Annotated in this window: 18 protein-coding genes and 1 pseudogene; 11 read left to right on the top strand and 8 right to left on the bottom strand. The window is 61.5% G+C overall.

Annotated elements, in window-relative coordinates; all coding sequences use genetic code 11:
• Window positions 1-96 precede the first annotated feature (96 nt).
• From N1937_RS15835 to N1937_RS15820, 4 genes and pseudogenes are all read right to left on the bottom strand, one after another.
• Window positions 97-588: pseudogene (locus tag N1937_RS15835) on the bottom strand (endonuclease domain-containing protein); the annotation flags it as partial.
• Entirely contained in the window at window positions 549-2,891 is a 2,343-nt protein-coding gene (gene xdhB, locus N1937_RS15830; protein ID WP_260056522.1) for a xanthine dehydrogenase molybdopterin binding subunit, read from the bottom strand. The pseudogene N1937_RS15835 and the gene xdhB, both read right to left, overlap by 40 nt.
• A 184-nt stretch (window positions 2,892-3,075) precedes the next feature.
• Window positions 3,076-4,542 carry a xanthine dehydrogenase small subunit gene (gene xdhA / locus N1937_RS15825; protein ID WP_222295077.1) on the bottom strand — a complete coding sequence of 489 codons (1,467 nt, stop codon included), beginning with the start codon at window positions 4,540-4,542 and terminating at the stop codon, window positions 3,076-3,078.
• 26 nt (window positions 4,543-4,568) lie between these two features.
• Window positions 4,569-5,345: a 3-hydroxybutyrate dehydrogenase gene (locus N1937_RS15820; protein ID WP_017965423.1), complete on the bottom strand. Its 777-nt coding sequence runs from the start codon at window positions 5,343-5,345 to the stop codon at window positions 4,569-4,571.
• 157 nt (window positions 5,346-5,502) lie between these two features.
• Between N1937_RS15820 and glpK the strand changes: the two genes are divergently transcribed.
• The 6 genes from glpK (at window position 5,503) to map (ending at window position 11,905) form a co-directional block, all read left to right on the top strand.
• Entirely contained in the window at window positions 5,503-6,996 is a 1,494-nt protein-coding gene (glpK, locus tag N1937_RS15815; protein ID WP_222295076.1) for a glycerol kinase GlpK, read from the top strand.
• A gap of 173 nt (window positions 6,997-7,169) precedes the next feature.
• Window positions 7,170-7,544: a YciI family protein gene (locus N1937_RS15810; protein WP_017965421.1), complete on the top strand. Its 375-nt coding sequence runs from the start codon at window positions 7,170-7,172 to the stop codon at window positions 7,542-7,544.
• Window positions 7,541-8,800: an RNA polymerase sigma factor gene (locus N1937_RS15805; RefSeq protein WP_260056521.1), complete on the top strand. Its 1,260-nt coding sequence runs from the start codon at window positions 7,541-7,543 to the stop codon at window positions 8,798-8,800. The genes N1937_RS15810 and N1937_RS15805 overlap by 4 nt, the downstream gene beginning before the upstream one ends.
• A 100-nt stretch (window positions 8,801-8,900) precedes the next feature.
• Window positions 8,901-9,368 carry an SRPBCC family protein gene (locus tag N1937_RS15800; RefSeq protein WP_017965419.1) on the top strand — a complete coding sequence of 156 codons (468 nt, stop codon included), beginning with the start codon at window positions 8,901-8,903 and terminating at the stop codon, window positions 9,366-9,368.
• Between the two features lie 573 nt (window positions 9,369-9,941).
• Window positions 9,942-11,003: an LLM class flavin-dependent oxidoreductase gene (locus tag N1937_RS15795; RefSeq protein WP_170260675.1), complete on the top strand. Its 1,062-nt coding sequence runs from the start codon at window positions 9,942-9,944 to the stop codon at window positions 11,001-11,003.
• A 143-nt stretch (window positions 11,004-11,146) separates the two neighbouring features.
• Window positions 11,147-11,905, top strand: coding sequence for a type I methionyl aminopeptidase (gene map / locus N1937_RS15790; RefSeq protein ID WP_170260630.1), 759 nt, complete (start codon window positions 11,147-11,149; stop codon window positions 11,903-11,905).
• A gap of 204 nt (window positions 11,906-12,109) precedes the next feature.
• On the opposite strand, the gene N1937_RS15785 is transcribed toward map, so the two are convergent.
• Entirely contained in the window at window positions 12,110-12,685 is a 576-nt protein-coding gene (locus N1937_RS15785) for a PadR family transcriptional regulator (protein WP_170260631.1), read from the bottom strand.
• Between the two features lie 167 nt (window positions 12,686-12,852).
• On the opposite strand from N1937_RS15785, the gene N1937_RS15780 reads away from it, so the two are divergent.
• A complete protein-coding gene (locus N1937_RS15780) occupies window positions 12,853-14,037 on the top strand; it encodes a YbfB/YjiJ family MFS transporter (RefSeq protein ID WP_170260676.1) in 1,185 nt (394 codons plus the stop codon).
• Between the two features lie 122 nt (window positions 14,038-14,159).
• Entirely contained in the window at window positions 14,160-15,425 is a 1,266-nt protein-coding gene (gene sbmA, locus N1937_RS15775) for a peptide antibiotic transporter SbmA (protein WP_017965414.1), read from the top strand.
• Between the two features lie 193 nt (window positions 15,426-15,618).
• On the opposite strand, the gene N1937_RS15770 is transcribed toward sbmA, so the two are convergent.
• A complete protein-coding gene (locus N1937_RS15770; RefSeq protein ID WP_170260632.1) occupies window positions 15,619-16,608 on the bottom strand; it encodes a polysaccharide deacetylase in 990 nt (329 codons plus the stop codon).
• Window positions 16,609-16,730: 122 nt separating this feature from the next.
• Between N1937_RS15770 and N1937_RS15765 the strand changes: the two genes are divergently transcribed.
• The 3 genes from N1937_RS15765 (at window position 16,731) to der (ending at window position 19,644) form a co-directional block, all read left to right on the top strand.
• Complete coding sequence (locus N1937_RS15765) at window positions 16,731-17,315, top strand: NnrU family protein (protein WP_017965412.1); 585 nt, start codon at window positions 16,731-16,733, stop codon at window positions 17,313-17,315.
• A 205-nt stretch (window positions 17,316-17,520) separates the two neighbouring features.
• On the top strand, window positions 17,521-18,204 hold the full coding sequence (locus tag N1937_RS15760) for a tetratricopeptide repeat protein (protein ID WP_170254708.1): 684 nt from the start codon (window positions 17,521-17,523) through the stop codon (window positions 18,202-18,204).
• A gap of 15 nt (window positions 18,205-18,219) precedes the next feature.
• Complete coding sequence (der, locus tag N1937_RS15755; RefSeq protein WP_017965410.1) at window positions 18,220-19,644, top strand: ribosome biogenesis GTPase Der; 1,425 nt, start codon at window positions 18,220-18,222, stop codon at window positions 19,642-19,644.
• A gap of 407 nt (window positions 19,645-20,051) precedes the next feature.
• Here the strand turns inward: der and N1937_RS15750 are convergent, their stop codons facing one another.
• Entirely contained in the window at window positions 20,052-21,236 is a 1,185-nt protein-coding gene (locus N1937_RS15750) for a glycosyltransferase family 4 protein (RefSeq protein WP_170254710.1), read from the bottom strand.
• 245 nt (window positions 21,237-21,481) lie between these two features.
• Window positions 21,482-22,522 (bottom strand): glutamine synthetase beta-grasp domain-containing protein, encoded by a 1,041-nt coding sequence (locus tag N1937_RS15745; RefSeq protein ID WP_017965408.1) that lies wholly within the window; start codon window positions 22,520-22,522, stop codon window positions 21,482-21,484.
• Window positions 22,523-22,556: the final 34 nt, after the last annotated feature.

Genomic DNA, 22,556 nt, shown 5'->3' with positions numbered 1-22,556 from the left:
ATTGCTTTGACAAGGCATACACGTGTCGCTCCCTCTTCTCCCCACCGGGGAGAAGGTGGCCCGTAGGGTCGGATGAGGGGGTGTGGTTCAAGCGCATCACGGTTTCACATCCTCGGGACGAACGATCGCAGGATAGAAGCGAAGAATATCATCTCGCTGGAATATCCGCCTTTCAAGTGCGGCAAGAATCGTTTCAAGGACTGCTCGACGTTCTTTGGTTATTTCATGGTTCCAAAAACGCAGGACGGAATATCCAGCACCATTCAGCCACACGGTTCGTGCTTCGTCAGGCAAGTCTCCAGCATGATGAAACCCATCGATTTCGACAATCAGCCGTTCTTCCCGACACAGAAAATCGACGATGTAGGTCCCGAGTGGGACTTGTCGCGCAAATTTATATCCATTCAGCCGCCGGTCTCGCAGATTCCCCCAGAGCCGATATTCTTCCTCGGTTTCGTTCCTCCGCAGCCTGCGCGCCTGGCCGGTTTTGCCCGGCCGCCTTTTCGTGATGTCAGGTTCATCTTGCTGTGACATCGGGTTGTGTGTCGTTACGCCTTGGCCTTCATCCGCTCGACCGCCATCAGCACCCGCTCCGGCGTCGCCGGGGCGTCGAGCCTTGGGCAGACCTTGTAGTTGGCCACACTTGCTACCGCCATCGACAGCGCTTCCAGCACCGAGATCGCCAGCATCAAGGGCGGCTCTCCGACGGCCTTGGAGCGGCCGATGGTGGCCTCAGTATTCTCGGACCATTCGGCAAGGCGCACGTTGAAGATCTTCGGGCGGTCGGAAGCGAGCGGGATCTTGTAGGTCGAGGGGGCATGGGTGCGCAGCCGGCCCTTGTCGTCCCACCAGAGTTCTTCCGTCGTCAGCCAGCCTAGGCCCTGCACGAAGCCGCCTTCGACCTGGCCCATATCGATCGCCGGGTTCAGCGAGCGGCCGACATCGTGGAGGATGTCGGTGCGGTCGATCAGATATTCGCCGGTCAACGTATCGATCGACACCTCGGTGCAGGAGGCGCCGTAGGCGAAATAATAGAAGGGTGTGCCGCGGCCGGCCTTGCGGTCCCAGTGGATCTTCGGCGTCTTGTAGAAGCCGGCGGCGGAAAGCTGGACGCGGGCGAAATAGGCCTGCTTGATGAAATCGGGGAAGGGGATCTCGATCTCGCCGACGCGCACGCGGTTCGGCAGGAAGGCGACGTCGGCGGCCCCAACATCCCATTTCTCGGCGGCAAAGGCCACCAGCCGTTCCTTGATCTGGCGAGCAGCGTCATAGGCGGCCATGCCATTCAAGTCCGAGCCGGAGGAGGCGGCAGTGGCCGAAGTGTTCGGCACCTTGGCCGTCGTCGTCGCGGTGATCTTGACGCGGTCGATATCGAGCTGGAAGCTGTCGGCCAGAACCTGCGCCACCTTGGTATAGAGGCCCTGGCCCATTTCGGTGCCGCCATGGTTCAGGTGGATCGAGCCGTCCTGGTAGATGTGGACGAGGGCGCCGGCCTGGTTGAAGGCTGTCATGGTGAAGGAGATGCCGAATTTCACCGGCGTCAGCGCGATGCCCTTTCTGATATAGCGGCTGTCGCGGTTGAAGGCGATGATGGCGTTGCGCCGTGCCTGGTATTCAGCCGTTTCCTCCAGCTCCTCGACGACGCGGGCGATGATATTGTCCTCGACCTCCTGGTGGTAGGGGGTGAGGGTGCGCCCGGAGCCCGGCTGGCCGTAGAAATTCAGCTTGCGGACATCAAGCGGATCCTTGCCGACCGCATAGGCGATCTCCTCGATGAAGCGTTCGGCGCCGAGCATGCCCTGCGGCCCGCCGAAGCCGCGAAAGGCGGTGTTGGAGACGGTATGCGTCTTCAGCGGCTTCGAGGTCAGATGCACATGCGGATAGAAATAGCTGGAATCGGCATGGAAGAGGGCACGGTCCGTCACCGGTCCCGAGAGGTCCGAGGAGAAGCCGCAGCGCGCCGCATAGGTCGCGTCGACCGCGTGGATACGGCCTTCGGCGTCAAAGCCGAGCTCATAATCGACGAGGAAATCATGGCGCTTGCCGGTGGCGCTCATATCCTCGTCGCGGTCCGGACGGAATTTGACCGCGCGGCCGAGCTTCTTGGCGGCGATGGCGGCAAGCGCTGCGAACTGATTTCCCTGGGTCTCCTTGCCGCCGAAGCCGCCGCCCATGCGGCGCACGTTGACGGTCACGGCGTTCGAGGGAATATCGAGCACGTGGCCGACGATGTGCTGGATCTCGCTCGGATGCTGCGTCGAGGACCAGACCGTGACCTCGTCGTCCTCGCCTGGGATAGCCACAGCGATATGGCCTTCGAGGTAAAAATGCTCCTGCCCGCCGATGCGCATCTGACCTTTCAGACGCATGGCGGCATTCGTCATTTCCGTGTCCGGCTCGCCGCGCCGTAGCGTCATCGGAGTGACGACCAGCGGGCCGCCATTGGCGAGCGCGCCGTCAATGTCGCTCCAATGCGGCAGGTCGCGATAGTCGATCTTTGCCAGCAGTGCGGCACGGCGGGCGGCATCACGCGTCTCGGCGATGACGGCAAAGATCGGCTGGGCATGGAACTGAACCAAAGTTTCGGCCATCAGCGGCTCGTCATGACTGCCGTTGGAGCTGACGTCGTTGACGCCAGGGATGTCCTTGCCGGTGAAGACCCAGACGACGCCGGGATGCGCGGCGACCGCGGAAAGGTCGATGCTGAGGATTTCGGCATGCGCCCGGTCGGAGAGGCCGAGGGCGCCATGCAGCAGACCTGCGGGTTCGGGAATATCGTCGATATAATCGGCGGTTCCGGTGACATGCTTATGTGCTGAATCATGCTGCAGCGAGCCGTGCATCGGCCCCGCGATGATGGCCTTGCGGTCTTCGAAGGTGGATTTGTCCATTAGCGGTGTCCTCCTTCGCGAGGATGTGTGGTGCCGCGCGGCCCCCTCATCCGCCCTTCGGGCACCTTCTCCCCGAGGAGAGAAGGGGGAAAAGAGACGGCGCGGCAGTCGCTTCTCCCCAGCGGGGAGAAGGTGGCGGCAGCCGGATGAGGGGGGTGGCTTGCGCTGACATGTATTATCTTCATCACGCCACCTCCTCGAATCGCTTCAGTTCCGCCGGCGCTCCAACCGTCTCAAGATAGAACCGCGTCAACAGGTTCTTCGCCGTCAGCTGGCGGTATTCCGCCGTGGCGCGCCAGTCGGTCAGCGGTTGGTAGTCGGCGTCGAATGCGGACCGGGCTGCCTCGATCGTCGCTTCCGTCCATGATTTGCCGATCAGCGCCGCCTCCACCGTGCGGGCGCGTTTCGGCGTTGCCGCCATGCCGCCGAAGGCGATGCGGATGTCGGTGATCATCTCGGCATCGTCGAGCGTCAGCAGGAAGGCGCCGAGCACGGCGGTGATGTCCTCGTCGCGGCGCTTGGTGATCTTGTACGCGGCAAAGCGATTGGTTGCTGCCGGGTAGGGCACGAAGACGCTCTCGACGAATTCGCCGGGCTTCCGATCCTGCTTGCCATAGGCGATGAAGAAATCCTCGAGCGGCATTCTGCGCTGGCCTTGCAGGGACCGCAGCGTCAGCGACGCGCCGAGCGCGATCAGCGGCGGCGGGCTGTCGCCAATCGGCGAGCCGTTGGCGATGTTGCCGCCAATCGTGCCCATGTTGCGCACCTGCTCGCCGCCGACGCGATCGATCAACCGGCCGAGCGCCGGGATTTTCTTGGAGATCGCTTCGAAGGCCTTGGTGTAGCTGACGCCGGCGCCGATGGTGACGCCGTCTTCGTCTTCTCTGACCGACTGCAGTTCGCTCAAATGATTGATGAAGACCACCGGGCTCAGCCTGCGCATCTGCTTCGTCACCCAGAGGCCGACATCCGTCGCACCGGCGACGATGATTGCGTCGGGTTCCTGCGAAAGGATTCCTGCCAGCGCCTCCATGGAAGCTGGTACGATCAGTCGGTCTTCGCCATTCGTAATGCTGATGGTGCCGCTCGCCTGCATCGCCCAGAGCCGGGCGACGATTTCCGAACGTGTCCGCTGCAGCGGATCGAAGAGCGTGCTCGGCCGCATCATGCTCACCTGCTCGGCGGCCTTGACGATCGGCTCATAGCCGGTGCAGCGACAGAGATTGCCTTGCAGTGCCTTTTCGATTTCCTGGCGGCTGGGCTTTTCCTTGGCGAGCCAGAGACCGTAAAGCGACATGACGAAACCAGGGGTACAGAAGCCGCATTGCGAGCCGTGGCAATCGACCAATGCCTGCTGCACCGGATGCAGCGCGCCGTCTCTGCCGGCCAGATTCTCCACCGTCACCACATGCGTAGCGTGTAAGGAGCCCATGAAACGGATACAGGCATTGACCGATTCATAGGTAAGCTTGCCATCGGCCAGCCGGCCGACGAGCACGGTGCAGGCGCCGCAATCGCCTTCCGCGCATCCTTCCTTGGTGCCCGTCAGCCGCCGCTTCAACCGCAGAAAATCGAGAAGCGTCTCGGTTGGCCTGACATCGGTGAGCGCGATGTCCTCGCCATTCAGGATGAAGCGGATACTGTCGTTCATGATATTCCCGGTTGTTTTTCCAATGGTTAAGCCGCCGTCCAGCCACCGTCAATCGAGATGTGCGTTCCGGTCACCTGCCGGGCGGCATCGCTGGCGAGGTAGAGCGACAGTGCGCCTATTTCCTCGGCCTTGACGAATTCATGCGTCGGCTGCGCCTTGAGGATGACCTCGCTCTTCACCTGCTCCTCGGTCATGCCGCGCGCCTTGGCGGTGTCCGGTATCTGTTTCTCGACGAGCGGTGTCAGTACGTAGCCGGGGCAGATGGCGTTCACGGTCACGCCGAATTCGGCAAGCTCCAGCGCCGCCGTCTTCGTCAGGCCCAATATACCATGTTTTGCCGCGACATAGGCGGATTTGAAGGGGGAGGCGACGAGCCCGTGGGCCGAGGCGATGTTGATGATGCGGCCGTACTTCTTAGCCTTCATCAACGGGATCGCGGCGCGCAAGGTATGAAAGGAACTCGACAGATTGATCGCGATGATCTGATCCCATTTCTCGATCGGGAAATCCTCGATCTTCTCGACGTGCTGGATGCCGGCATTGTTGACCAGGACATCGACGCCGCCGAAGGTTTTCGCTGCCGTTTCGATCAGGTCAGCGATCTCGGCGGGCTTGGTCATGTCGGCCGGATGGTAGATCGCCCGTCCCTTCGATACTGATTCAAGCCGCCCGACGATAGCCTTGATTTCATCGGCTTTTCCGAAACCGTTGATAACGACGTTGTCGCCCGTTTCGGCGAAGGCAGTGGCGATCGCAAGGCCGATGCCGCTGGTGGAACCGGTGACGACGACTGTTCTGCTCATGCTGTTCTCCCTGAAATCACGATGCTGCGTTGCAGCGTTGGCTGCGAGGTTATGCCCAAAGCCGGCGGGCTGGCAATTCCGCTTTATTCGCTTTTCTCGCCCGCATCCGTGTCCTATTGATTTGTCACGACAATTGACATGCTGAGGGAGGGTTTTCATGAGCGGATATGTTCTGGCGATCGATCAGGGAACGACGTCGACGCGGGCGATCGTTTTTAATGGCGACATGCAGGTCGTCGGCAAGGGCCAGAAGGAATTCACCCAGATCTATCCGCGCTCCGGCTGGGTCGAGCACGATCCCGAGGAGATCTGGGATTCGGTCGTCTCCACCGTCCACATGGCGCTGCGCGATGCCGGGATCGAGACTAGGGATCTTGCAGCACTCGGCATCACTAATCAGCGCGAGACGGTGGTCGTCTGGGAGCGCGAGACGGGCCGGTCGATCCAGAATGCCATCGTCTGGCAGGACCGGCGCACGGCAAGCTATTGCGACAATCTGAAACGGCAGGATCTGGAGCGGCTGTTCACGAAGAAGACCGGCCTTATCCTCGATCCTTATTTTTCCGGTACCAAACTTTCCTGGATGCTTGCAAACGTGAAGGGCGCGCGGGCGCGCGCTGCCAGGGGCGATCTCTGCTTCGGCACGATCGACACCTTCCTGATCTGGCGGCTGACGAGTGGGAAGAGCTTCCTCACCGACGCCACCAATGCCTCGCGCACGCTGATGTACAACATTGCCGAAAACGCCTGGGATGAGGATCTGCTCGATATTCTGAGGGTGCCTGCTGCCATGCTGCCTGAAGTGAAGGATTGCGCCGCCGATTTCGGCACGGTCGATCCTGATATTTTCGGCGCTGCTATCCCGATCCTCGGCGTGGCCGGCGACCAGCAGGCGGCGACCATCGGCCAGGCGTGTTTTGCGCCGGGCATGATGAAATCGACCTACGGCACCGGCTGCTTCGCGCTGCTCAACACCGGCGCCGACATGGTGCGTTCCAAAAATCGACTGCTGACCACTATCGCTTATCGCCTGAATGGCGAGACGACCTATGCGCTGGAGGGTTCGATCTTTATCGCGGGTGCAGCCGTGCAATGGCTGCGGGACGGGCTCGGGATCATCGGCAGCGCCGCGGAGACCAACGCGCTTGCCGAAAGGGCAGATCCGACGCAGGAGGTCTATCTCGTGCCCGCCTTCACCGGCCTCGGGGCGCCGCATTGGGATGCCACGGCACGGGGGGCGATCTTCGGGCTGACGCGCAACAGCGGTCCGGCGGAACTCTCCCGGGCGGCGCTGGAAGCCGTCTGCTATCAGACCCGCGACCTGCTCGATGCCATGCAGAAGGACTGGAAGAACGGCACTGACGACACGGTGCTGCGCGTCGACGGCGGCATGGTGGCCTCTAACTGGACGATGCAGCGCCTTGCCGACCTGCTCGATGCGCCGGTCGATCGCCCGGTGATCCTGGAGACGACGGCGTTGGGGGCCGCCTGGCTCGCCGGCAGCCGGGCAGGGGTGTGGCCGGACCGGGACGAATTTTCGGCGACGTGGAAACGGGATCGGCGGTTTGAGCCTGAGATGGACGAGAAGGTGCGGGCAGCAAAGCTCAAGGGTTGGAAGAACGCGGTCAAACGGACTCTAAGCGAGGGGTAAGGGGCAGGCGGCGCCGCGATATAATTCCGCTCGTTCCCGGGAGATGCCCAGCTATTTCTGCGGCTACTGCGGCGCCGTATTCGGGAAGATCACGAATTTCCGGTCAATAATTTTTTGATGCAGCCTGTCGGGTAAGCGGTTACTCCTTCGTCATTCAAAAAGAGGAGTGAGCGATGCTTTATGCAATCCTTTGTTACGCCCATGAGGAAACCGTCTTCGCCTGGACCAAGGAGGAGGAAGCTGCCGTCATGGAGAAACTCTACGCCGTGCAGGAGCCGCTTGCCGCATCCGGCAGGCTCGGCCCTGTCGGAAGGCTGATGCCGACGACGGCTGCGACCACGGTGCGCAAGGGTAGGGACGAGCCCTTGGTCATCGATGGGCCTTTTGCGGAAACGAAAGAGGCGCTTCTCGGCTTCTACGTGGTCGACTTCGAAACGCTCGACGAGGCGATCGCCTTCTCGAAGCAGCTTTCATCCGTCAATCCAGGTTCCACCTCTTACGAAATTCGGCCTTTCTACGTCTTCAGGCCCGGAGATGCTTCATCATGACAGACATTGCCTGGATCGACCTCGCGCTTGCCTCTGCCCGCCCGAAGGCGCTCGGCGCGCTGCCGCGCTATTTCCGCAATCTCGATATCGCGGAAGAGGCGTTTCAGGAGGCGTGTCTGAGGGCGATCCGGACATGGCCGGAGAAAGGGCCACCGCGCGATCCCACGGCCTGGCTGATCTTCGTCGGACGAAACAGCGGCATCGATGCGGTGCGCAAGCGGGCGAAGATCCAGGCTTTGCCGGATGAGGACGTCATCTCCGATACCGAGGATGCCGAAAGCGACATCGTCGAGCGGCTGGACGATTCCCATTATCGCGACGATATTCTGCGGCTGCTGTTCATCTGCTGCCATCCCGATCTACCCGCGACCCAGCAGATCGCGCTGGCGCTGCGCATCGTCTCCGGCCTTTCAGTGCCGCAGATCGCACGTGCCTTCCTGGTTTCCGAGAGCGCCATGGAACAGCGCATCACCCGGGCCAAGGCGCGCGTCGCCAGGGCAGGTGTGCCTTTCGAAACACCGAGCCCGCAGGAGAGGGCCGAGCGGCTCTCGATCGTCAGCACGATGATCTACCTGATCTTCAACGAGGGCTACAGCCAGGCGGATCCCAGGCATGAGGCGGCTGCCTTCAGCGACGAAGCGATCCGGCTAGCTCGGTTGATGCTGCATATCTTCCCGTCGGAACCGGAGCTGATGGGGCTGCTTGCACTGATGCTCCTGCAGATCTCGCGCCGGCCGGCGCGCTTCAACGCCGGGGACGAGATCGTGCTGCTCGAAGATCAGGACCGGTCGCTCTGGAACCAACCCTTCATCAACGAGGCTTTAGCGCTGCTCGACAAGGCGCTGCGCCATCGTCAGCCCGCTCCTTATCAGATTCAGGCAGCCATCGCCGCTGTTCATTCCCGTGCAAAACGCGCCGAGGATACAGATTGGGTGGAGATCGATCTGCTCTATCGCGCGCTGGAGCGTCTCCAGCCGTCGCCTGTCATAACGCTAAACCGGGCCGTCGTCGTCTCCAAGCTCCAGGGTGCGCAGGATGCGCTCGACCTCATCGATCCGCTTGCCGAAAAACTCGGCGGCTATTTCTACTATCACGGCCTGCGGGGCGGACTGCTGAAGCAACTTGGCATGACCAGCCAGGCACGAGAGGCCTTCGACCGCGCCATTGCGCTCGCCCATTCGGCCGCTGAAGCAGCTCATATCCGCCGGCAGATCGACAAGATGCAGGAAGAGGCCACGCAGCCGATCGCAAAATAAAATGCGAAAAAGCCTGTGCGTTGTCGGAACGGCGAACTTCGACACGTCCTTGTAACAGCCTGACAGGAAACAGGTTTCATGCAAATGGAGAGATGTCGACATGACCGCCAGCACGCAACATGAACTCGTCCTCGTTCGCGAATTCGACGCGCCACGCGAGAAGATTTACAAGGCCTGGACCGATCCCGCCTTGCTCAAGCAGTGGTTCGTGCCGCGTCCCTGGGGTGTGACCAAAGCAACGCTCGACGTCCGCCCCGGCGGTTCCAACGTCGTCGTCATGCATGACCCCGAGGGCAACCAATACCCGAACCGTGGCGTCTATCTCGAAATCGTCGAGAACGAGAAGATCGTCTTCACCGATGCCTACACCAGCGCCTGGGTGCCTTCCGAGAAACCTTTCTTCACGGGCGTCATCCTGCTCGAAGATCTCGGCAACGGTCGCACCAAATATACCGCCAAGGCGCTGCACTGGCGCGCCGAGGACAAGGAAGCACACGAGAAGATGGGTTTCCACCAAGGATGGGGCAAGGCTGCGGACCAACTGGCGGAGTTGCTGGCGAAGATGTGAGCGGCGCCGCGAGACCGCGTCGTCCTAGCGTTCAAGCAAGATTTGAGGCGGTTCGAAAGATGAATCCGCCGGTGCTGCGAAGCCGTTGAATTCAGATTCGAATTGATTGTTCTGGCCGGTTCGGGGTCTGGATCGCCCCGGATTTATTCTATGCTCGCAACCTCCGTGATCTTTTTGCCCGGCCGAGGAGAAGCGGGACAAGGACGCTGCCACGAATCTCTTCTCCCCAGCGGGGAGAAGGTGCCGGCAGGCGGTTGAGGGGGTGAGCGGCGGTGCCGCGAATGCTCGTAGCGGAAGCGAAGGGCAATCAATGACGTAGTGCGGGGTGGCCCCCTCATCCGACCCTTCGGGCCACCTTCTCCCCGCTGGGGAGAAGAGGGAGCCAAGGCACAAGACTCCAGCGGCGCCGTGTCCACGGCGCAAGGACTCTTTGCCGTCTTGCGGTGAAGTCCATCGGCCGTCCGAAACACAATGCCGCCCATCGAAATTCTCGAACATTCCGTTCCAGAATTTGTATTTGCGCTCTATCCCCGGCATCCTTATCTCAACCGAGAATTCAACAGGATGCCGATGATGGAACTGGGGCTTTACACATTCGCCGACGTCAATCCCAACCCTTCCCGCAGCAAGGGCGCGGAAGCGGCCGAACGGCTGAAGTATCTTATCGAGGAAATCGAGCTTGCCGATCAGGTGGGGCTCGACGTCTTCGGGCTCGGCGAACATCATCGGCCGGATTATGCGGCGTCGGCTCCCGCGGTCGCGCTGGCGGCCGCCGCCGTCAAGACGAAGAACATCCGGCTGACCAGTGCGGTCACCGTGCTCTCCTCCGATGATCCGGTGCGCGTCTTCCAGCAGTTTTCGACGCTCGACCTGATTTCCAACGGCCGAGCCGAGATCATGGCCGGGCGCGGTTCCTTCATCGAGTCCTTCCCGCTGTTCGGCTACAATCTCGAAGACTACGACCAGCTTTTCGAAGAGAAGCTCGATCTGCTGCTGGCGCTGCGCGACAGAGAGGTTGTGGAGTGGAAGGGCGAGCTTCGCGCGCCGATCAACGGGCGCGGTGTTTATCCCAGGCCGCTGCAGGATCCGTTGCCGCTCTGGGTCGCCGTCGGCGGTACGCCACAGTCGGTGGCGCGCGCCGGCGCGCTGGGCCTGCCGGTGGCGCTGGCGATCATCGGCGGCGAGCCGCGCCGTTTCGCGCCGCTCTTTGATCTCTATCGCGAGGCCGCGCGCCGGGCAGGGCAGGATCAGGCGAAGCTGAAGACCAGCATCAACGTCCACGGCTTCATCGCCGATACGACGGAGGCCGCCGCCGACCAGTTCTACGGTCCGCAGGCCGAGGTGATGAACCGCATCGGCCGCGAGCGCGGCTGGGGGCCGACGAACCGGTCGCATTTCGACATGTCGCGCGGTCCGAACGGTGCGCTCTTCGTCGGAGATCCCGAGGTGGTCGCCGAAAAGATCATCGCCCATCACGCGCTTTTCAAGAACGATCGCTTTCTGCTGCAGATGGCGATCGGTCTGATGCCGCATGCCGAGATCATGCGCGGCATCGAGCTTTACGGTACGAAAGTCGCGCCGATCGTCAGAAAGGCGTTGACTGATAGCAGCGAAGAGGCGAAAGCCACGGCTTGACGAGCGCATAACGCCGAAAATCGAAATCGATTTCCGGAAAAGATTATCCGCAGACGAAGGGACAGAGCGTCCTTGGGCCTCCTGTTGGAGGCGCGGCGCTCTAGGGCGGCCACGGCCGTCCTGCGCAAGGTCGGAACAGACGAATGGTTATCGCAAACGACGACGAGTTGGTAAAGCTCAAGGAGATCGGCCGCATCTGTGCTAACGCCATCCATGTGATGGCGGCGGCGATGGAGCCCGGCATGACGACGCTGGATCTCGACCAGATCGGCCGCAAGGTGCTCGAGGATTCCGGCGCGCGCTCGGCGCCGGAGTTCTGCTACCAGTTTCCCGGTGCCACCTGCATCAGTATCAACGAGGAAATCGCCCACGGTATTCCCGGCCCGCGCGTCATCCGCGCCGGCGACCTCATCAACATCGACGTCTCGGCGGAAAAGGATGGTTTCTTTGCCGATACCGGTGCCTCCTTCGCGATGCCGCCGGTGAAGCCGAAGATCGAGCGGCTTTGCCGCGACGGCAAGCGGGCGCTCTGGGTCGGGCTCAACCAGGTGAAATCGGGCGAACCCTTGGCGAAGATCGGCACTGCCGTCGGTGCCTTCGCGCAGAAGAACCGCTATACGCTGGTCGCCAATCTGGCGAGCCACGGCGTCGGCCGCTCGCTGCACGAGGAGCCGGCCGAACTCTCGACCTGGCCGGATCCTTCGGAAAAACGGATGATGACGGAAGGCCTCGTCTTCACCGTCGAGCCGTTTCTCTCACTCGGCGCGACATGGGCCGAAGGTGGCGACGATGCCTGGACGCTCTATGCCGATCCGAAGGCGCCGACCGTGCAATACGAACACACGGTGGTGGCGACACGTAACGGGCCGGTGGTTCTGACCTTGCCGGATGAACGGGCTTAGGGCTGGGACCGGTGTTATTCCGGCTGGGTGGGAGCACCCGCCTCGCCCTTCGAGGCCCCTGCGGGGCACCTCAGGGTGAGGCTCTCTTGGAGGCTTCACGCGTTGGCAGCAGAAGCCGTGCATTCTCCACACCTTTGAAGGGTCCTGCCGCAACGTCGCTTCTTGCCTGCCACGAACGCTCGCCTCACCATTCGGCTCTCGTCCTCAGCCCCGCGTTGCCGGCCTACCGCCTTGCAAGATTTCGGTGGCGGCGCGTTCGAGGATGCCGGCGATTCGGGCGGCTTCGGGTTTCGACCAGGGATAGCGCATCCGCATGGCCGAGCGCAGCAGTATGCGGGCGGCGCGGATATCACCACCGTCCTGCATGAAATCGCCGTCATCGCCTTCGTCGGCGCCGTGACGGTCGGTTTCGAAGACACGCTTCACATGGGCCATCTTCTCGCCAATGCGTTCCAGCTTGGCGAACGTATGCAGGATCATGGCGCGGTTTTCCTCGACGCGGCCGCGGCCGGCATCGGTGATACGGTAGAGCTTCTTGGCGCCCTCCACCTCGACCTCGGCAAGGCCGGTTTCCTCGAGATAGGTGAGGGCGGGATAGATGACGCCGGGGCTCGGCACGTAGAAGCCGCCGGACCGCTCCTCCAGCAACTTTATCAATTCATAGCCGTGGCGCGGCTGCTCAGCCAGCAGCGCCAGGATGACCAACTGCAGATCGCCAGCCGCAAATTTGCGGCCCATGCGGAAATCTCCGCCGAACATGCCGCCTTTAAAACCTCTCATGGTTCTTCCTTTCATCGTTAGATGTATCGTTGACTATGTCGCAAAACATATATCGTAAGATAATCGTTTTTCAAGAGGAGGTGAAAATTTCCGACATTTCGGGAAATTGATCGATCGATCAGAATTAATTGATTGTGATGCCGATGCTGCAGCGCGATAAGCGCTGCATGCTCGTGCGCACCGGTCACTCCCCGCCGAATCTTGTCTCCACCGCCGCTGCCGGCGCCATTGCCATGGCCGCCGCCATGGGCTTCGGGCGCTTCTCCTACACGCCGATCCTGCCCGGTATGATCAGCGGCGTGCCGCTTTCGGCGGCAGATGCCGGCTTCATCGCATCGGCGAATTTCGTCGGTTATCTCGTCGGTGCCGTGCTTGCCGCCTATGGCTGGGCGGCCGGACGGGAGCGGCTGGTGGCGCTGTTGTCGCTGCTGGTAACCGCGATCCTGCTCGCCGCCATGGCCGCCACAGATTCTGTCGCGATCTTCGCGGTCATCCGCTTTCTGGCGGGCATCGCCAGCGCTTTTGCGATGGTCTTCACGTCGTCGATCGTGCTCAGCCACGGGGCCGCCGCCGGCAACGATCATGTGCAGGCGGCGCATTTCGGCGGGCCGGGTGCTGGCATCGCGCTGTCCTCGGTCATGGTGCTGTTGATCGGCCTCGGCTTTCACGACGGCCCGGGCGGCTGGCGGGCCGACTGGATCGGCGGGGCGCTCTATTGCGCGGCAAGCCTTGTCGTCGTTTTCTTACTGCTGCCGTCGTCGCCGGCGCGATCGGCGCAGGCAGGCAAGGAGCCGGCGCTCATCTGGAACCGGCCGATGGTGCTGCTGACGCTGTCTTACGGCCTGTTCGGCTTCGGCTACGTCATCACCGCGACCTTCCTCGTCACCATCGCACGCCTTTCTGCAACGGGACCCTTCGTCGAATTCCTCTGCTGGTTCGTCGCCGGCTTGACGGCTGCGGTAGCGCTGTTTGCCTGGAAGCCTCTGGTCAGGCCGCTTGGGCTTGGCGGGGTCTATGTCGCAGCCCTTTTGGTCGAAGCCGCCGGCGTGCTCGCGACGGTGGCGCTGCCGCCTTCCGTCGCACCGCTGATCGGCGGCGCGCTGTTCGGGGCGACGTTCCTGGCGATCACGGCTTACGGGCTTCAGATCGGCCGCAAACTTTCGCCTGACAGTCCGCGGCGGATCCTGGCGATGATGACGGCTGCCTTCGGCGTCGGCCAGATCGTCGGGCCTGTCGTTGCCGGCTGGATCGCCGAGCGCGCAGGCAGCTTCACCGTTCCGACAGTGATCGCCGCCGTGGCCCTCGTCGTCTGCGCGGCGCTGGTGATGCCGGTGATCAAGAAAATCGCTTAACCGGTTACATCTCCGTAACAATCGGCCGAACCCATTGCTGCGTCCTTCGAACTGCCTTAGTTTCCGGCACAATCAGTGTTCGACACTCCCGAGACTCACAGTTCAGGAAAGCAAAGCCTCCCGTGTTTCATTCCTTTTTTCCGCAGCCAAAGGCGTTCTTTACTTCGCTCGTCGTTTGGACCCTGATTTCCATTGCCGGCTGGTATCTCTTCGCCGCCAGTCTCGGTGTATCGCTCGGCTATGCGCCGGTTCCCGAAGAGCAGCAGCCGATCGACCTTTCGTTCTTCCTGCTGCCCGAAAATGTCTGGTTCTACAGCTATTTCCTTCTGTCGGCGGTGATCTTCTGCGGTGCATGGCATCTGAGGGCGCTGAACCACCCCTGGAAGATCTGGTCGATCTGGGGTTCGGCACTGATCATCTTCGTGACCTACTTCGGCGTCCAGATCAGCGTTGTGATCAATAACTGGCGCCGGCCGTTTGGTGACCTTCTGCAGAACGCATTGTCGAAGCAGCCAGGCATTTCCGTCGAGAATTTCTACACCTTGATGTGGGTCTTCTGCCAGATCGCATTCCTCAGCATGTTCGTGTCGATCATGACCGACTTCTTCACCAGCCATTACATCTTCCGCTGGCGAACGGCGATGAACAATTTCTACATGTCGAAGTGGGAAAAGCTTCGTCATATCGAAGGCGCCTCCCAGCGCGTTCAGGAAGATACGATGCGCTTTTCGAGCACGCTCGAAGGTCTTGGTATCAGCCTGATCAACTCGGTGATGACGCTCGTGGTATTCCTTCCGATCCTTCTGGCGCTGTCGCATTACGTGACCGAACTGCCGTTCATTGGGCCGGTGGCGAACTCGCTCTTTTGGCTGGCGCTGTTCTGGTCGGCGTTCGGCACGCTTCTGCTGGCGGTCGCCGGCGTTAAGCTGCCGGGGCTGAATTTCCGCAACCAGCGCGTCGAAGCAGCTTATCGCAAGGAGCTCGTCTATGGCGAGGACCATGCGGAACGGGCTGACCCGCTGACAGTCAGGGAGCTGTTCGGCAACGTCCGTCGCAATTATTACCGCATGTATTTCCACTACATGTATTTCAATGTCGCCCGTTATTTCTACATCCAGGCCGACGCGCTCTTCGTGGTCTTCATGCTAGTGCCGACGATCGTGGCGGGCACTATCACTTACGGTATCTTCCAGCAGATCTCGACCGCATTCGGCCAGGTCAGCAACTCGTTCCAGTATCTCGTCAACTCCTGGACGACGATCATCGAGCTTCTGTCGATCCACAAACGCCTCAAGGCCTTCGAGGCCGCAATCGACGACGAACCGCTGCCTGAAATCGACCAGCGCTACCTGGAGCGTGAGACGGGCGTCGTGCACGCTGACGGTTGATGGGCGGGGCTTGTCCGTAATCGAAATGTCGGCGCGTGCGGCCCCCTCATCCGCCTGCCGGCACCTTCTCCCGGCCGGGTAGAAGGTGGAATCGCAGCGTCGCAACGAATCTCTTCTCCCCAGCGGGGAGAAGGTGCCGGCAGGCGGATGAGGGGGCCGCACGGCACGTCGGTTCGTCCAGATAATTGGCTCTTCAGAGCCCCGACGTCTGTTGCAATTTCCCGCGCACCTCGATCATCGGGATCGCTTCCGAATAGCTGACGCAAGCCACATCCGTTCGGTGGCAGACGTCGCTGACCAGTCGGTCAAGAGCACGCCAGTAGGCGCCGCCGTTCATTTCGACGAAGTGGAAGCCGAGTTGGAGCGGAATGCGGGCGCCGGCATATTGCTTGTCGAACGCCTCCTTGAAGGCGGCGTAGGCGCGGTTCTCGAATTCTGCGGAATCGGCGGTGTCTTCCTCACCCTTGGAGTGGCGGACGAAGAGATTGTAGTCCATGCCGATGATCGGCTTTTCGCTCGGGCCTTCGGGGATCAGCGGCAGGCCGAAGCGGATGATGCCGTCTTCCTCGACAGGCATGGCAGGGCCCTTGGTGACGAGGCTCGCGTCATAGCTGAGGCCCGCCTTCTTTTCGGCGGCGATCATGTCGGCGCCCGCTGTCGCCGACAGATAGGGCGCGCGAAAGCCCTTGATGCCGTGATCGACCAGATCCTGCCACCCGGCCGGCTCCTGGAGGCCGACGCTTCTCCAGGCATTCTTCAAGGTCGCGCGAAAGGTGGCATATTCGGCCGACCAGTCGGCCTCACTCCAGAGGCGGCCGTCGAAATGGCCGCAGGCGTGGCTAGATATGTCGTGGCCTTCGAGATGGGCGTGCCAGATATTGCCGAGGCGCTCGCGGATCTCGTCGTCGCTCTGGGCGAAGCCGACATTGGATTTTCCGCGTTTCTGGTGTGGCGCCTGGTAGGCCTTCTTCGCCGCCTCGTTCATCAGGAAAGTGCAGGAGAGAAAATAGGTGAAGTGGGCGCCGTTCTTCGCCGCCATCTCGCGACTCTTCAACCAGAGCGCATTGTCGTGGGCGCCGTCGAAGGAAATGATGACGAGCTGTTTCGGTCGGTCGGCCGCCTCGGCAATTGCCGCGATGAGAAGCGAAACAGAAAGGCAGGTGGAGAGGAGAAGACGGGACATGGACACCGCGACAATTTGGTTCGCGGTTTCCCTCCGATAGAATTGCGGCGAAGCTGCGGTCTCGCTGGCGTTTTTTCACGCCAGCCGGTAAGCCATGACAAACGGCACGGAAGGGATCCACAATGACATTGCTTATCGTCGGCATCATACTTTTCCTCGGGGTGCATCTGGTGCGGGTGGTGTTGCCGGACTTTCGTCGTTCGATGATCGCGAGCCTCGGCGAGAAGGGCTGGCGGGCGGTCTATTCGATTGCCAGCATCGCCACGCTGATCCTTTTGATCTACGGCTTCGGGCAGGCGCGCCATGTGACCGGCGTGCTTTACAATCCGCCGGTCTGGATGGCGCATATAACAATCACGCTGATGCTGATCGCGATGATCTGTCTCGTCGCCTCGCTGCTGCCAGCGGGGCATATCGCGACCAAGACCAAACATCCGATGGTGCTGTCGGTGAAGATCTGGGCGCTGGCGCATCTGCTCGCCAATGGCGAGACATCGTCGGTGCTGCTATTTGGCGCTTTTCTCGCCTGGGGCGTCATCCTGCGCATTTCGCTTAAACGGCGGCAGCGGGCGGGCGAGATCACGCTCCGGCCGTTCGTCTCGGCCAAATACGATCTCTATGCTGTTGTCATCGGCATCGTCGTCTGGGCGCTGATCATCTGGAAGCTGCACGAATGGTTGATCGGGGTTTCGCCGCTCGTCATGTGACCGACGCATAACTCGAAAATAGATTCCGATTTTCGGAAAGGATTATGCGCGGATTCAAAGCGTTAGAGCGTCCTTAGCGCGTCCTGTTGGACGCGCGGCGCTCTAATCTTTCACATCCCCCTTACAACGGCGGCAAAATGGAGTAGAAGGCCCGACTATGTGCGTTTTGCACAGCGTGTGGGTATTTCCGCGGCCGGAGACGAGAATGGCATTCAACGACGACAGCTTCATCCGTGAAGTCAATGAGGAATTGCGGTCTGACCAGATGAAGGGCGTCTGGCGCCGGTTCGGCCGCTATATCATTGCTGTCGCCATCCTGATCGTCGTCGGTACCGCCGGCAAGGTCGTCTACGAGTATTGGGACGACAACCGCTCGTCGGGCACCGGCGATCAGTTCCTGGCGGCGATGAAACTTGCCGACGAGAATAAGAACGACGAGGCGCTCGCCGCGCTCGACAAGCTCGAGAAGGAAGGCCATGGCGCCTATCCGGTGCTGGCGCGCATGCGGGCCGCGACCGTTCAGGCGCAGAAGGGCGATAGCGCAGCGGCAATCGCCGCCTTCAACGAGATCGGCAAGGACAATGGCGTTCCCGCGGCCGTACGTGATGCCGCCAAGATGCGTGCAGGCTGGCTGCTCATCGAGAACGGCTCTTACGAGCAGGTTTCGGCGGCCATCGAGGAAATGGCCGTGCCGGGCAACGCCTTCCGCCATTCGGCGCGTGAGGCACTCGGCCTTGCCGCCTATAAGGCCGCCAACATGGCGCAGGCGCGGCAGTGGTTCCAGTCGATCGTCGACGATACCGACAGCCCACGCAATGTTGCCAATCGCGCCCATATGATGCTTGATCTGATTACTGCATCCGGCAAGGCGCCCGCCGCTCAGGGCTGAGCTTAAGGAAAAAGAATGAGTTTCACGGTCGCCATCGTCGGTCGCCCGAATGTCGGCAAGTCGACACTTTTCAACCGGCTGGTGGGCAAGAAGCTGGCGCTTGTCGATGACACGCCGGGTGTAACCCGCGACCGTCGGCCGGGCGATGCGCGGCTGATGGGCCTGACTTTCACGATCATCGACACGGCTGGTCTGGAAGAGGCCGACGCGGAGAGCCTGCAAGGCCGGATGCGGGCGCAGACGGAAGCGGCGATCGACGAGGCGGATCTTTCGCTCTTCGTCGTTGACGCCAAGAGCGGACTGACGCCCGTCGATACCGACCTTGCCGAAATGCTGCGCCGGCGCGGCAAGCCGGTGGTGCTCGTTGCCAACAAATCCGAAGCGCGCGGCTCAGACAGCGGTTTTTACGACGCCTATACGCTCGGGCTCGGCGAACCGACGCCGATTTCGGCCGAACATGGGCAGGGCATGCTCGACCTGCGCGACGCCATCGTTGCGGCAATCGGCGAGGACCGAGCCTATCCCGCCAAGGAGGATGTCGCCGTCACTGACGTCGACATTCCGCAGACCGAAGGCGAGGGCAGCGACGAGGACGAGGAGCCGGCCTATGATGAGACCAAGCCGCTCCGGGTGGCGATCGTCGGCCGGCCGAATGCCGGCAAATCGACGCTGATCAATCGCTTCCTCGGCGAGGATCGGCTTTTGACCGGACCGGAGGCGGGCATCACTCGCGACTCTATTTCGGTCGAATGGGACTGGCGCGGCCGCACCATCAAGATGTTCGATACGGCAGGCATGCGCCGCAAGGCGCGGGTGATCGAGAAGCTGGAGAAGCTTTCGGTTGCCGATGCACTGCGCGCCATCCGCTTTGCCGAAACCGTCGTCATCGTCTTCGATGCGACGATCCCCTTCGAGAAACAGGACCTGCAGATCGTCGACCTGGTGCTGCGCGAGGGCCGTGCCGCCGTGCTCGCCTTCAACAAGTGGGACATGATCGAAGACCGGCAGGCGGTGCTTGCCGACTTGCGCGAAAAGACCGACCGGCTGCTGCCGCAGGCGCGCGGCATTCGCGCCGTGCCAATCTCCGGCCAGACCGGCTGGGGGCTCGACAAGCTGATGCAGTCGATCATCGACACGGACAAGGTCTGGAACAAGCGCATCTCGACGGCGCGGCTCAACCGTTGGCTGGAGACGCAGCAGATTCAGCATCCGCCGCCGGCCGTTTCCGGCCGCCGCATCAAGCTGAAATATATGACGCAAGTCAAAGCCCGCCCGCCGGCCTTCATGATTTCCTGCACCCGGTCGGATGCGCTGCCGGAATCTTATACGCGTTATCTGATCAACGGCTTGCGCGCCGATTTCGACATGCCGAGCGTGCCGATCCGCATCCATTTCCGCTCGCCTGACAATCCGTTCGAAGGCAAGAAGAGACGGACGTAGGCTTGGTTGACGCTGATTTGTGGCGTTTTGTGGAGTTGGGCCGGTGCCGTCTGGCCACCCCCCCTCTGCCCTCATCTCCCCCACAAGGAGGGAGATTGGTAGGAGGTTTGACCATCGTTTCTCCTCTATCGGCGTAACGCCCATCGCCCCGATCATTGTCTGGGGAAGCCATCACGCCGATCCGATCTCCCTCCTTGTGGGGGAGATGCCCGGCAGCGCAGAGGGGGTATCACAAGCACTGCGATAGCCATTCCGGCCCTTCAGCAGCGCTTCCGATCAACGACTCGCGCAGCGCCACGATCTCGGCCGGCAGCGGGTGAAGTCTGCTGCATCGCAGTTGCTTCGTGCTTCTAAACGCCATCGCCGAAACACCTGCCGTCCACAGCGCCTTGCACAAGCAAGAGCGATCAGTCCGCGGACGGGACAGGCCCGGCGGTTTCGCCGGGCTTTCTGCTTCTTGGAAGCGACTTGGTGGCAAATTGCCAGGCCTTCTTCCATTTCGGCGTGATCACGCCGTTGGCGGCGCGGATATTGTTGATGAACTGCAGCGTCGCCGCTTCCCAGGAATATTGCATGGCGAGTTCACGCGCCTTGATACGCGAGGCGGAGAGGGCGGCAAGACAGGCTGTTTGCAGGTTTGTGTCGAGCGCCCCGACTTCGCTGTCCTCGCCGATGATATCGAGCGGGCCGGTGACCGGATAGGCTGCAACGGGCACGCCCGATGCCAGTGCTTCGAGGATGGTGTTGCCGAAGGTGTCGGTGAGCGAGGGAAAGACGAAGACGTCGGCCTGGGCATAGGCTTTCGCCAGATCCTCGCCGAACTGCACGCCGGCGAAGAAGACCTCGGGATATTGCTTTTCGAGCTCGGCGCGGGCCGGACCATCACCAACGACGACCTTGGAACCGGGCAGGTCGAGATCGAGGAATGCCGGCAGATTCTTTTCCAGCGCCACGCGGCCGACGGTTATGAAGATCGGGCGCGACAGGCCGAACGGGTTTTCCTCGAGCTCCATCGGACGGAACTGCGTGGCGTCGATGCCGCGGCTCCAGGGCATGAGGTTGCGGATGCCCTTTTCCGACAGTTCGCGGGCAAGGCTCGGTGTCGCCACCATGCAGCCGGCGCCGCCATTATGGAACCACCGGACGAAGGAGTAGAGCCAGCTCTTCGGTATCGGCAGGCGCGCGGAAACGTATTCCGGGAAGCGGGTGTGGTAGCTCGTCGAAAACGGCATGCGGTTCTTCAGGCACCAGCGGCGGGCGGTGAGCCCCAGAGGACCTTCGGTGGCGATATGCACGTAGGAGGGTTTGTGCTTTTCAATTTCGCGGGCGATGCGGCGGTAATTGGCGATCGACAGGCGGATCTCAGGATAGGTCGGGCAGGGGATGCTGTTGAAGCGCTCCGGCGTCACCATCGAAACCTCGATGCCCATCTTCGCCAGTTCGCGGTTGGTGTTCTCGATCGAACGCACGACGCCGTTGACCTGCGGGTGCCAGGCATCGGTGACGATCACCAGCCTCTCGGGCAGGTTTCCGGCGGCTGCGGCGTTGGCCCAGCTCTCGCCGCTATTAGTGTTTGCCGGACGTTGCAGCATGTCACGATTTCCATCCACGTCGCAGTGATCTGGCAACGCTCAACCCCAAAGCGGGGTTCCGGAACGGCGATTCCCGCTTCTCTATTTTGAGGCATGACCATGATGGAAATATTACAGCCCATATTGCAAGGATTGCAGGGCTTTCGCCTGACCGATCGCCCCGATCATGTCGGTAGCCGGCGGCGGTTTTCATACGGAAAAAAGAAGGTCACGGCGCCGATCGAGGACCGGCGCCGTTCGGGAGGTTAAGCGGCAGCGGAGGCCGAGCTTGCAGTCGGAACTTCCGAGATCGTCTTCAGAACCTGCGAAGCGATCTGGTAGGGGTCGCCTTGCGAGTTCGGGCGGCGATCTTCCAGATAGCCCTTGTAGTCGTTCTTGATGAAGGAGTGCGGCACGCGGATCGAAGCACCGCGGTCGGCAACGCCGTAGGAGAACTTGTTCCACGGAGCCGTCTCATGCTTGCCGGTCAGGCGCTTGTCGTTATCGGGGCCGTAGACCGCGATGTGGTCCATGAGGTTCTTGTCGAACTGCGCCATCAGCGCTTCGAAATATTCCTTACCACCGACTTCGCGCAGGTACTTGGTCGAGAAGTTGCAATGCATGCCCGAGCCGTTCCAGTCGGTGTCGCCGAGCGGCTTGCAATGATACTCGATGTCGATGCCGTACTTTTCGGTCAGGCGCTGCAGCAGGTAGCGTGCCATCCAGATCTGGTCGGCGGCCTTCTTGGAGCCCTTGCCGAAAATCTGGAATTCCCACTGACCCTTGGCCACTTCGGCATTGATGCCTTCGTGGTTGATGCCGGCAGCGAGGCAGAGGTCGAGGTGCTCTTCGACGATTTCGCGGGCAACGTCGCCGACGTTCGAGTAGCCGACGCCAGTGTAATAGGGACCCTGCGGAGCCGGGTAGCCCTGCTCAGGGAAGCCTAGCGGACGGCCGTTCTGGTAGAAGAAATATTCCTGTTCGAAGCCGAACCAAGCATCTTCGTCGTCGAGGATGGTCGCGCGAGCGTTCGATGCGTGCGGCGTGACGCCATCCGGCATCATGACTTCGCACATGACGAGAGCGCCGTTGGTGCGGGCCGGATCGGGATAAATGGCGACGGGCTTCAGCACGCAGTCAGAGCTGCGGCCCTCGGCCTGCATGGTCGACGAACCGTCGAAGCCCCACAGCGGAAGCTGCTCCAGCGTCGGGAATTCATCGAATTCCTTGATCTGCGTCTTGCCACGCAGGTTCGGTACCGGTGTGTACCCATCGAGCCAAATGTACTCGAGCTTAAATTTTGTCATCGCGACTCTCTCAGTGCTACAAAGGTGAGCAAAT

Origin of the sequence: Rhizobium sp. WSM4643 (genome assembly GCF_025152745.1) — a bacterium.
Lineage (GTDB): Bacteria > Pseudomonadota > Alphaproteobacteria > Rhizobiales > Rhizobiaceae > Rhizobium > Rhizobium leguminosarum_I.
Note: the sequence above shows the minus strand (reverse complement) of the source record. Positions and strands in the feature narration are given on the sequence as shown.

Bases quoted from the DNA above. Each gene is read 5' to 3' on its own strand.
- xdhB (WP_260056522.1), bottom strand. From the start codon at position 2,891: ATGGACAAATCCACCTTCGAAGACCGCAAGGCCATCATCGCGGGGCCG.
- xdhA (WP_222295077.1), bottom strand. From the start codon at position 4,542: ATGAACGACAGTATCCGCTTCATCCTGAATGGCGAGGACATCGCGCTC.
- N1937_RS15820 (WP_017965423.1), bottom strand. From the start codon at position 5,345: ATGAGCAGAACAGTCGTCGTCACCGGTTCCACCAGCGGCATCGGCCTT.
- glpK (WP_222295076.1), top strand. From the start codon at position 5,503: ATGAGCGGATATGTTCTGGCGATCGATCAGGGAACGACGTCGACGCGG.
- N1937_RS15810 (WP_017965421.1), top strand. From the start codon at position 7,170: ATGCTTTATGCAATCCTTTGTTACGCCCATGAGGAAACCGTCTTCGCC.
- N1937_RS15805 (WP_260056521.1), top strand. From the start codon at position 7,541: ATGACAGACATTGCCTGGATCGACCTCGCGCTTGCCTCTGCCCGCCCG.
- N1937_RS15800 (WP_017965419.1), top strand. From the start codon at position 8,901: ATGACCGCCAGCACGCAACATGAACTCGTCCTCGTTCGCGAATTCGAC.
- N1937_RS15795 (WP_170260675.1), top strand. From the start codon at position 9,942: ATGGAACTGGGGCTTTACACATTCGCCGACGTCAATCCCAACCCTTCC.
- map (WP_170260630.1), top strand. From the start codon at position 11,147: ATGGTTATCGCAAACGACGACGAGTTGGTAAAGCTCAAGGAGATCGGC.
- N1937_RS15785 (WP_170260631.1), bottom strand. From the start codon at position 12,685: ATGAGAGGTTTTAAAGGCGGCATGTTCGGCGGAGATTTCCGCATGGGC.
- N1937_RS15780 (WP_170260676.1), top strand. From the start codon at position 12,853: ATGCTCGTGCGCACCGGTCACTCCCCGCCGAATCTTGTCTCCACCGCC.
- N1937_RS15770 (WP_170260632.1), bottom strand. From the start codon at position 16,608: ATGTCCCGTCTTCTCCTCTCCACCTGCCTTTCTGTTTCGCTTCTCATC.
- N1937_RS15765 (WP_017965412.1), top strand. From the start codon at position 16,731: ATGACATTGCTTATCGTCGGCATCATACTTTTCCTCGGGGTGCATCTG.
- N1937_RS15760 (WP_170254708.1), top strand. From the start codon at position 17,521: ATGGCATTCAACGACGACAGCTTCATCCGTGAAGTCAATGAGGAATTG.
- der (WP_017965410.1), top strand. From the start codon at position 18,220: ATGAGTTTCACGGTCGCCATCGTCGGTCGCCCGAATGTCGGCAAGTCG.
- N1937_RS15750 (WP_170254710.1), bottom strand. From the start codon at position 21,236: ATGCTGCAACGTCCGGCAAACACTAATAGCGGCGAGAGCTGGGCCAAC.
- N1937_RS15745 (WP_017965408.1), bottom strand. From the start codon at position 22,522: ATGACAAAATTTAAGCTCGAGTACATTTGGCTCGATGGGTACACACCG.